Origin of the sequence: Streptomyces sp. SID9727 (assembly GCF_010550605.1) — a bacterium.
GTDB lineage: Bacteria > Actinomycetota > Actinomycetes > Streptomycetales > Streptomycetaceae > Streptomyces.
Window position 1 is genome coordinate 1 of record NZ_JAAGNI010000515.1, and the last position, 10,232, is coordinate 10,232.

Annotated in this window: 5 protein-coding genes and 1 pseudogene; 4 read left to right on the plus strand and 2 right to left on the minus strand. The window is 73.1% G+C overall.

Going from position 1 to position 10,232, the window contains the following annotated elements; translation table 11 throughout:
- Positions 1-4 precede the first annotated feature (4 nt).
- The 4 genes from pulA to G3I41_RS35230 all read left to right on the plus strand — a co-directional run bounded on the left by pulA (position 5) and on the right by G3I41_RS35230 (position 9,167).
- Complete coding sequence (gene pulA / locus G3I41_RS35215) at positions 5-5,242, plus strand: pullulanase-type alpha-1,6-glucosidase (RefSeq protein WP_164404590.1); 5,238 nt, start codon at positions 5-7, stop codon at positions 5,240-5,242.
- Positions 5,243-5,337: 95 nt separating this feature from the next.
- Complete coding sequence (locus G3I41_RS35220; protein ID WP_164404586.1) at positions 5,338-7,374, plus strand: regulator; 2,037 nt, start codon at positions 5,338-5,340, stop codon at positions 7,372-7,374.
- A gap of 103 nt (positions 7,375-7,477) precedes the next feature.
- Positions 7,478-7,828 carry a 5-carboxymethyl-2-hydroxymuconate Delta-isomerase gene (locus G3I41_RS35225; RefSeq protein ID WP_164404587.1) on the plus strand — a complete coding sequence of 117 codons (351 nt, stop codon included), beginning with the start codon at positions 7,478-7,480 and terminating at the stop codon, positions 7,826-7,828.
- A 73-nt stretch (positions 7,829-7,901) separates the two neighbouring features.
- On the plus strand, positions 7,902-9,167 hold the full coding sequence (locus G3I41_RS35230) for a hypothetical protein (RefSeq protein ID WP_164404588.1): 1,266 nt from the start codon (positions 7,902-7,904) through the stop codon (positions 9,165-9,167).
- A 37-nt stretch (positions 9,168-9,204) separates the two neighbouring features.
- Here the strand turns inward: G3I41_RS35230 and G3I41_RS35235 are convergent, their stop codons facing one another.
- Together G3I41_RS35235 and G3I41_RS35240 are read right to left on the minus strand one after the other, a co-directional pair.
- Positions 9,205-9,927, minus strand: coding sequence for a TetR/AcrR family transcriptional regulator (locus G3I41_RS35235; RefSeq protein WP_164404589.1), 723 nt, complete (start codon positions 9,925-9,927; stop codon positions 9,205-9,207).
- 101 nt (positions 9,928-10,028) lie between these two features.
- A pseudogene (locus tag G3I41_RS35240) lies at positions 10,029-10,232 on the minus strand (hypothetical protein); the annotation flags it as partial.

Genomic DNA, 10,232 nt, shown 5'->3' on the forward strand with positions numbered 1-10,232 from the left:
CGCGCTGCCCGCCGCCGCGGCCCGGCCGCCCGCCGCGCCCTCGGACGCCAAGCTGGCCGCCCAGGCCACCCGGCACGACCTGACCCGCGAGCAGTTCTACTTCGTGATGCCCGACCGGTTCGCGAACGGGGACACCCGCAACGACCGCGGCGGGCTCACCGGTTCGCGCCTGGAGACCGGATACGACCCCACTGACAAGGGGTTCTACCAGGGCGGCGACCTCAAGGGGCTGACCGACCGGCTCGACTACATCAAGGGGCTCGGCACCACCGCCATCTGGCTCGCGCCGATCTTCAAGAACCGGCCCGTCCAGGGCACCGGCAAGGACGCGTCGGCCGGCTACCACGGCTACTGGATCACCGACTTCACCCAGGTCGACCCGCACTTCGGCACCAACGCCGACCTGACGAAGCTGATCGACAAGGCCCACCGCAAGGGCATGAAGGTCTTCTTCGACGTCATCACCAACCACACCGCCGACACCGTCGACTACGCCGAGAAGACCTACGGCTACCGGTCCAAGGGCGCCTACCCCTACCTCGACCGCGAAGGCCGTCCCTTCGACGACGCCGCCGGCATGGCGAAGGTGGACGCCGGCTCCTTCCCGTACAAGCCGGTGAGCGGCGGCGGCAAGACGCCGTCCTGGCTCAACGACCCGACGATGTACCACAACCGGGGCGACTCGACGTACGCCGGCGAGTCCACCACCTACGGCGACTTCTCCGGTCTGGACGACCTGTGGACCGAGCGGCCCGAGGTCGTCTCCGGCATGGAGAAGATCTACGAGAAGTGGGTCCGCGACTTCGACATCGACGGGTTCCGGATCGACACCGTCAAACACGTCGACATGGACTTCTGGACCCAGTGGGCCACCGCGCTCGACGCGTACGCGGCCAAGCGCGGGCGCGAGGACTTCTTCATGTTCGGCGAGGTCTACTCCTCGGACACCGCCGTCACCTCGCCGTACGTCACGCGGGGACGGCTGGACGCCACGCTCGACTTCCCCTTCCAGGAGGCGGCCCGCCAGTACGCCTCGCAGGGCGCCCCGGCCTCGAAGCTCGCCGCCGTCTTCGGCGACGACTACCGGTACACCACCGACAAGGCCAACGCCTACGAGCAGGTGACCTTCCTCGGCAACCACGACATGGGCCGCATCGGGACCTTCCTCAAGCAGGACAACCCGAAGGCCGGTGACGCGGAGCTGGTGAAGCGCGCGGAGCTCGCCAACGAGCTGATGTTCCTCAGCCGGGGCAACCCCGTCGTCTACTACGGCGACGAGCAGGGCTTCACGGGCGCCGGCGGCGACAAGGACGCCCGCCAGACGATGTTCGCCTCGAAGGCCGCCGACTACCTGGACGACGACGAGCTGGGCACCGACCGCACCCACGCCTCCGACGCGTACGACGAGACCCACCCGCTCTACCGCTCCATCGCCGCCCTCTCGAAGCTGACCCGGGACAACCCGGCGCTCCGCGACGGCGTCCAGACCGAGCGGTACGCGGACGGCTCCGTGTACGCCTTCTCGCGTACGGACGCCAGGCGCGGCGACGAGTACGTGGTCGCCGTCAACAACGGCGCCACCGCGAAGACCGTCGAGCTGCCCACCGACTCCGCCCGCATGGACTTCCGCACCGTGTACGGCGGTTCCGGCACGGTCCGCAGCGGCGCCGACAAGAAGATCACGGTCACCGTCCCGGCCCTGTCGAGCACCGTGCTCCGCGCCGCGAAGCCCCTCGCGGCCCCGGCGGCCAAGCCCTCCGTCACCCTGAAGGCCCCCGCCGCCGGCGCCACCGGCACCGTCGAGCTGACCGCCGACGTGGACGGCGGCTCGCTCAACCGGGTCGTCTTCGCCGCCCAGACCGGCAACGGCACGTGGACCACCCTCGGCACCGCCGACCACGCCCCGTACAAGGTCACCCAGACGCTGAGCGACAAGACCGCCGCCGGAACGCCCCTGCGCTACAAGGCCGTCGTGGTGGACCGCGCCGGCCGTACCGCGAGCGCCACCGCCTCGTCCACCGCCGGACAGGCGCCCGCCCCCGCCAAGCCCGTCGCCGTCGAGCGGGACTACGCGGTCGTCCACTACAAGCGCGCCGACGGCGACTACGACGGCTGGCAGCTGAAGTCCGGCGGGACCACCGCCGCCTTCGCCGGGCGCGACGCGTACGGCGCGTTCGCGTGGGTCGAGGTGCCCGAGGGCGCCGCCACCGTCCCGTACACCGTCGAGAAGGACGGCACCGCCGAGGGGCCCGAGCGCACCGTGGACCTCGCCAGGACCGGTGAGGTGTGGATCGCGCAGGGCGAGGACGGCCAGGCCGACACCGCGCCGGAGGGGGCCCGCCCGGAGCAGGACAAGACCAAGGCCGTCCTGCACTACTACCGCGCCGACGGCGACTACGACGGCTGGGGGCTGCACACCTGGACCGGCGCCAAGGAACCCACGGACTGGGCCAAGCCGCTCCAGCCCGTGAAGAAGGACGCCTCCGGGCTCACCTTCGAGGTCCCGCTCACCGACGGGGCCACCTCGCTCAGCTACATCCTGCACCGGGGCGACGAGAAGGACCTCCCCAGCGACCAGGCCCTCGACCTCGCCACGTACGGCCACGAGGTGTGGCTGCTCGGCGGCCGGGCCGGCTACCTGCTCCCGCAGGCCGGAGGCGTCCCGACGCCCGACCTCACCAAGGCCGAGGCGCAGTGGATCGACGCCGGCACCGTCGTCTGGAAGGTGAAGGCCACCGAGGCCACCAGCCAGCAGCTCGTGTACGCGAAGAACGGCGGCATCACCGTGCGGGACGGCGCCCTCAGCGACGAGGGCCAGTGGCTGCGCCTCACCCCGTCCGCGCTGACCGACGCCCAGAAGGCGAAGTACCCGCACCTCAAGGACTACCCCGCCTTCACCGTCGACGCCCGGGACCGCGACCGCGTCCGTGAGGCGCTGCGCGGCCAGCTCATCGCCACCCAGCGCGCCGCCAACGGGGCCCTGCTCGCCGCCACCGGGGTGCAGAGCGCCGGAGTGCTCGACGACCTCTACGGCGCGAAGGCGAGCGGGGCCGCACTCGGCCCGGTCTTCCGCCACGGCACCCCCACCCTCTCCGTGTGGGCTCCCACCGCGCGTACCGTCGCGCTCGAACTCGACGGGAAGACCGTGCCCATGCGGCGCGACGACCGCACCGGCGTCTGGTCCGTCACCGGCAGGAAGAACTGGCAGGGCAAGCCCTACCGGTACGTCGTGGACGTCTGGGCGCCCACCGTCCAGAAGCTCGTCACCAACAAGGTCACCGACCCCTACTCCACCGCCCTGACCACCGACTCCGCCCGCAGCCTCGTCGTCGACCTGGAGGACCGGAAGCTCGCCCCCAAGGGCTGGGACACGCTCCGCAAGCCCGCCGCCGTACCGCTGCGCGACGCGCAGATCCAGGAGCTCCAGATCCGCGACTTCTCCCTCGCGGACCCCACCTCGAAGCACCCCGGCGAGTACCTGGCCTTCACCGACACCCGCTCCGACGGGATGAAGCACCTCAAGCAGCTCGCCGACGCCGGCACCAGCTACGTGCACCTGCTGCCCGCCTTCGACATCGGCACCATCCCCGAGAGGAAGAAGGACCAGCAGAAGCCCGCCTGCGACCTGTCCGTCTACGCCCCCGACTCCGCCGAACAGCAGGCGTGCGTGGCGAAGGCCGCCGCGAAGGACGCCTTCAACTGGGGCTACGACCCGCTGCACTACACCGTCCCCGAGGGCAGCTACGCCTCCGACCCGGACGGCACGAAGCGCACGGTCGAGTTCCGGCAGATGGTCCAGGGCCTCAACGGCGCCGGACTGCGCACCGTCATGGACGTCGTCTACAACCACACCGTCGCCTCCGGCCAGGACGGCAAGTCCGTCCTCGACCGGATCGTGCCCGGCTACTACCAGCGGCTCCTGGAGGACGGCACCGTCGCCACCTCCACCTGCTGCGCCAACACCGCCCCCGAGAACACCATGATGGGCAAGCTCGTCGTGGACTCGGTCGTCACCTGGGCCAGGGAGTACAAGGTCGACGGGTTCCGCTTCGACCTGATGGGCCACCACCCCAAGGCCAACATCCTGGCCGTCCGCAAGGCTCTCGACGGGCTGACCGTGGCCAAGGACGGCGTGGACGGCAAGAAGATCATCCTGTACGGGGAGGGCTGGAACTTCGGCGAGATCGCCGACGACGCCCGCTTCGTCCAGGCCACCCAGAAGAACATGGCCGGCACCGGCATCGCCACCTTCTCCGACCGGGCCCGCGACGCCGTACGCGGCGGTTCCCCGTTCGACGAGGACCCCGGCGTCCAGGGCTTCGCCACCGGCCTCTACACCGACCCCAACACCTCCACCGCCAACGGCACGCGGGCCGAGCAGAAGGCCCGCCTGCTGCACTACCAGGACCTGATCAAGGTCGGCCTCACCGGAAACCTCGCCGACTACACCTTCACCGACACCTCCGGGAACACCGTCAAGGGGTCCGGCGTCGACTACAACGGCGCCCCGGCCGGGTACGCCGCCGCACCCGGTGACGCCCTCGCCTACGCCGACGCCCACGACAACGAGACCCTGTACGACGCGCTCGCGTTCAAGCTTCCGGCCGGCACCCCGGCCGCCGATCGGGCCCGCATGCAGGTCCTGGCCATGGCGACGGCGACCCTCTCGCAGGGCCCCGCGCTCTCCCAGGCCGGCACGGACCTGCTGCGCTCCAAGTCGCTGGACCGCAACTCCTTCGACAGCGGGGACTGGTTCAACGCCCTGCACTGGGACTGCCGGGCCGGCAACGGCTTCGGGCGCGGACTGCCGCCGGCCGCGGACAACGAGGCCAAGTGGCCCTACGCGAAGCCCCTGCTGACCAATGACACCGTCAGTCCGGGCTGCGCGCAGATCGACGGCGCCTCGGCCGCGTACCGCGACCTGCTCACCCTCCGCACCACGGAGAGGGACTTCGACCTGACGTCCGCCGCGCAGGTGCAGTCCCGGCTCTCCTTCCCGCTGTCCGGCGAGGACGAGACCCCCGGCGTGATCACCATGCGCCTCGGCAAGCTCGTCGTCGTCTTCAACGCCGCGCCCGGCACCACCACCCAGAAGGTCGCCGCGCTCGCCGGCCAGGACTACACCCTGCACCCCGTGCAGGCGAAGGGCGCGGATTCTACCGTCAAGAAGTCCTCGTACGAGCGGAGTTCGGGCAGCTTCACCGTTCCGGGACGCACAGTGGCGGTGTTCACCCTGCGCTGACCGTCACAGGACTACCGTATGGGCACCCGCCCGGGGGTGCAGCTCCACGCACCCCCGGGCACGCCTTTCACTCCACCTGTGCAGCGACGGTGACGATGGCCAGCAACCTCCCCGAGGAGACCACCAGCTTTGTCGGACGGACGGCCGAGCTCACCGGGCTCGAACACGCCCTCGCCACCGGCCGGCTGACCACCCTCACCGGCACCGGAGGCGTGGGAAAGACCCGGCTCGCGCTCCGCGCCGCCCGCCGCGCCGCACCCGGATACCGCGACGGCGTCCGGTGGGCGGACCTCGCCCCCCTGCACGACGACGAACTCCTCCTCGCCACCGTCTCCGATGCGGTCGGCCTCAGCGACCACACCCTGCGCCCGCCCATCGACGTGCTGTGCGAATGGCTCGCCGACAAACAGCTCCTGCTCGTCCTGGACTCCTGCGAGCACCTGCGCCCGGCCTGCGCTCACCTCCTCGGCGAGATCCTGACCACCTCGCCGGGACTCACCGTCCTCGCCACCAGCCGCCAGCCCCTGGACCTCCGGGGCGAACAGCTCGTCGAGGTCGACCCGCTGCCCGTCGACGGCGCCGCCGACGCGCTCACCCTCTTCCGGGAACGGGCCACGGCCGCCGCCCCCGCCACGCCCTTCCGGGAACCCGGCACCGCCGAGGCCGCCGCCGACATCTGCCGCCGCCTCGACGGCATCCCGCTCGCCATCGAGCTCGCCGCCGCAGCGGTCGGCCGGCAGAGCGTGCAGGAGATCGCCCAGCGCCTCGGCACCCGGCTCGACGCCTTCGCCGACGCCACCCTCCGCCCGGTCCGCCACCGCACCCTGCGCACCACCATCGGCTGGTCCCACGAGCTGTGCACCCCGCTCGAACGGCTCCTGTGGGCCCGGCTCACCGTGCTCCGCGGTGACTTCGACGAGGACACCGCCGTCACCGTCTGCGCCGGCGGCCCGCTCACCGGGGACGGCGTCCGCACCGCCCTGCGCGGCCTGGCCGTCAAGTCCGTCGTCACCCGCGAGGGCACCCGCCACCGCATGCTCGACACCCTGCGCGAGTACGGCCGGATGTGGCTCGCGGAGCTGGGCGAGGAACGGTCCGCCGCCGACCGGCACGCCGCCTGCTTCCTGCGCCTCGCCCGGAACGCCCACGCCGGCTGGACCGGCGACGACCAGATCCTCTGGTACCACCGCATCGCCGACGCGCACGCCGACCTGTGCGCCGCACTCGACCACCTCCTCGCGCACGACACCGCCGCCGCCCAGGAGATGGCCGGCCGCATCGGCTTCTTCTGGTGCTGCTGCGGCCACCTCCCGCAGACCCGGGGCTACGCCCAGCGCGCCCTGGACACCGGACCGGCCGGCGGACCCCACCGCACCCGGGTGCTGTGGGTGCTCGGCATCTGCGTCCTGCTCCAGGGCGACTACCCGGCCGCCGAACGCATCGGCCGCGAGTGCGTCCGCGCGGCCGCCGCCGACGGCACCGACGAGGGCGTCCTCGCCGCCGCGTACCTGCGTGGACTCACCCACCTGATGACCGGCGAACCCGGCAAGGGCCTCCGCGAGGCGCAGCGGGTGCTCCGGACCACCGCCTCCGGCACCCGCCTCGAAGCGGCCTACCGGCTGCGCTGCCACCTCATCACCGTCTTCGCCCTCACCGGGCTCGGCCGGCTGGAGGAGGCCGCGTCGGCCGCCGTCGTGCTGCGGGCGGCCTGCGAAGCCCAGGACGAGTGCTGGACCCGGTCCTACGTGGACTACCAGCTCGCCCTGATCGCCCTCCTCCAGGGCCGCGCCGCACCCGCCGCCGCGCACGCCCGGGCCATGCTCGCCGGCAAGCACCGGCTCCGCGACCGCTTCGGCATCGCGCTCGGCCTGGACATCCTGGCCGCCGCCATCGCCGCCCAGGGCGAGGGTGCCAGGGCCGCCCGGGTCTACGGCACCGGACAGGTCTACTGGCGCATGGTCGGCCACCCCCAGCGCGGCACCCCCGAGCTCGGCCCGGTCCGCGAGACCTGCGAGCGGCGCGCCCGGGAGGCGGTCGGCGACGCGGCGTACCGGCGCGCGTTCGAGCAGGGCCGGGCGGACAGCGCGGAGGCGGGTCTCGCGCTGGCGCTCCACGGGGAGTTGCTGACGTAACGGCTCGGGCCACCGGTTCACATAGTGAATCGGTGTTGTGCGCCTCCGCCGGTACGGGGAAGGCTGGGCGGCGTCCGCCCCCCCGCCCGACCTGGAGACCGCCATGCCGCAGATCACCGTCGACTACTCCGCCGAACTCGCCGAAGCCTTCGACCGCCCCGCGTTCGCCCTCGCGCTGCACCCGGTCGTGGCCGCGACCGTCGACACCAAGATCGCCGCCTGCAAGACCCGGTTCCGCCGGGCCGAGGAGACCGTGGTCGCGGACGCGCCGGCCGGCGACGCGCTCGTGCACGTGGACATCTCGCTGCTGCCCGGCCGCACCCCGGAGACCAAGGCCCGGCTCACCGAGGCCGTCCTGGCACTGCTGACCGCGCACCTCGGCTCGATCAACAGCACGGCCCTGCACCTCTCGGCCGAGGCCCGGGACCTCGACCCCTCCTACCGCAAGGTCTGACGCGGCCCGGGTGCAACCGGGCGTGCGGGCCATGGCACTTACCGGGTGAGACCGTCTCCGGAAGGAACCATCCGTGCTGAAGTCCAGCCGCCGTCGCTCACCGCTTCGCGCCGCCGTGGCCACGGCCGCCCTGGCCGCCGTCCTGTCCACCCCCCTGCCCGCCTCCGCGCTGGACGGGCCCCGCACCTCCGTACGCACCTGGACGGCCGAGGCGGCGCCGTACGCCGACGCCAACCTCGTCGACGTGGTGAGCATGGGGCGGGGGAGGACCTGGGCGGCCGGATTCACCGTGCGCAGGGAGGGGAAGGCCACCCGCTTCCAGCCGGTCGTGGCCGAACGGTCCGCGCCCGGCGCGGCGTGGACACCGCTGGCGTCGGCCACCGCGGCGGCGGGCGAGGTCAGCAGCCGGGTCAACGCCGTGGACGCGAACGGCGCCCGCGATGTGTGGCTCGTGGGCGACGACGCCTCCGCCCTCGACGGGCGGGTCTACACGCAGCACTTCGACGGCACGCGCTGGCAGGTCGTGCCGGTGGATCTGGCGGAGAAGACGGAGGCCGGGTCCCTGGTGGCCGTCGACGCGCGTCCGGGAGGCGCCTGGGCCGCGGGCTTCGCGCAGATCGAGGTCTCCCGCACCTGGAACGCGGAGAAGGGCAGCTGGATCATCGAGTCCCGGACCGCCGGAATCGTCCGGCACTTCGACGGTACGGCCTGGCGCGACGTGCCGCTCCCCGAACTGCCCGGCGACTACTGGTACCTGAACGGCATCCAGGCGATCGCCGACGACGACGTCTGGGCGGCCGGTTACGACGGTGACAGCGGCAGCCCGCTCCTGATGCACTACGACGGCTCCTCCTGGCGGCGCGTCGACGCCCCCGGGGTCACGGACATCCCCGGCCATGCCGCGAAGCTGGCCGTCACCGAGGACGGCGAGGTGTGGGTGGTCGGCGAGGACTGGTCCCCCGAGGACGGGTCCACCCGGGCCCTGGTCGCCCGCCACGACGGCAAGGGCTGGCACAGGGTCGCGGTACCCGACGTGCCCGCGCGCCTCTTCGGCCTCACCGCACGGCCCGGAGGCGCCGTAGCCGTCGTGGGCCAGACGCTCGGGGACCGGCGGGAGGCGCTGGCCTGGGCCTGGAGCCCACTGGACCCGGACGCCACCGGCGCGGCCGGGGGCCGCTGGAAGGACCTGGCCCTTCCGCAGCCCGCGGTGACGGACGCCTCGGTCCCCGTGGAGAACATGGCGAGTGGTGTGGTCGGCGGTCAGGCGGGGCTCACGGTGGTCGGCACGTCGACCGCCGAGGGCGCGGAGCCCCAGCCGTTCGTGTCCGTACGCCGCTGACCCCCGGGGGCGGCGTGCGGCCCCCTCGCGTGCCGCCCTACGGCAGCCGCTGCGCGGGCACCGCCGGCACGGCGGGCGCGAGGGCGGAGAGCCGGGCCAGGAGGTCCCCGAACGGCCCGTCCGCCGGCTCCTGCGCCAGCACCCGCAGCACGATCCCCGCCATCTCCTCGTCGTACGCCGCGCTCACGGCGGCCAGCGCCGCGAAGTCGTGGACGAGCTGCAACTCCAGCTCCGCCCGGGGCACCCGCCGCCCGTCCAGCCAGAGCAGCGCCGTCGACTCGGCGAGCGACACCCAGGACCGTACGACCAACTCCAGCCGGGCCGGGGGCTCCCCGACGTCCAGATGGGCCACGATCTGCTCGCAGGCGGCCTGGCGCACCCCGTCGACCATGGCGTTCGCCGTGGACGAGCCCACCGCGGGACCGCCCCGCATCAGTGCGGCGAACCCGGGCCCGTGCTCGTCCACGAAGTCGAAGAACCGGCCCATCACCCGCAGCAGCCGGGCGCCGAGCGGCCCTTCGCGCGGCTCCAGGAACCTGGCCGCCAGCTCGTCGGCCGCCCGGCGCAACGCCGCCTCGTACAGGCTCTGTTTGCCCGGGAAGTAGTGGTAGACCAGGGGCCGCGAGATCCCGGCCGCCGCCGCTATCTCATCGATCGACACCTCGTCCGGCGCCCGGCGGCTGAACAACTCCAGCGCGACGCCGATCAGCTGCCGCCTGCGCTCCTCGACGCCCATCCTGCGCCGCACCCCGGTCGTCATGGCCCTCAGCGTACCGACCGGTGGGTCCGGGCGGACCCGAGGTCCGGCACCCGGAACCGCGGTGCGGAGCGCAGTCCGCGCACACGGCGTCCGGCGGCGGTTCAGTGCAGCGCGCCGGCCCGGCTGCCGTCCTTCAGCCGTCCGTCGAGCCGCGGCCGGACGCCCTCGGCCGCGGGGACCGCCAGCAGCCGCCCCTCGGCGGCACCCGTCACCCCGCCCGACGTGGACAGCGACGCGAACTGCTCGCTGCCCGCCGCCAGGACGTACCACCGCCCGCCCGGCGACTGCCACAGCACGCCCGCCAG

Excerpts from the sequence above, each read along its gene's own strand:
- G3I41_RS35220 (WP_164404586.1), top strand. The coding sequence starts at position 5,338 with ATGGCCAGCAACCTCCCCGAGGAGACCACCAGCTTTGTCGGACGGACG.
- G3I41_RS35225 (WP_164404587.1), top strand. The coding sequence starts at position 7,478 with ATGCCGCAGATCACCGTCGACTACTCCGCCGAACTCGCCGAAGCCTTC.
- G3I41_RS35235 (WP_164404589.1), bottom strand. The coding sequence starts at position 9,927 with ATGACGACCGGGGTGCGGCGCAGGATGGGCGTCGAGGAGCGCAGGCGG.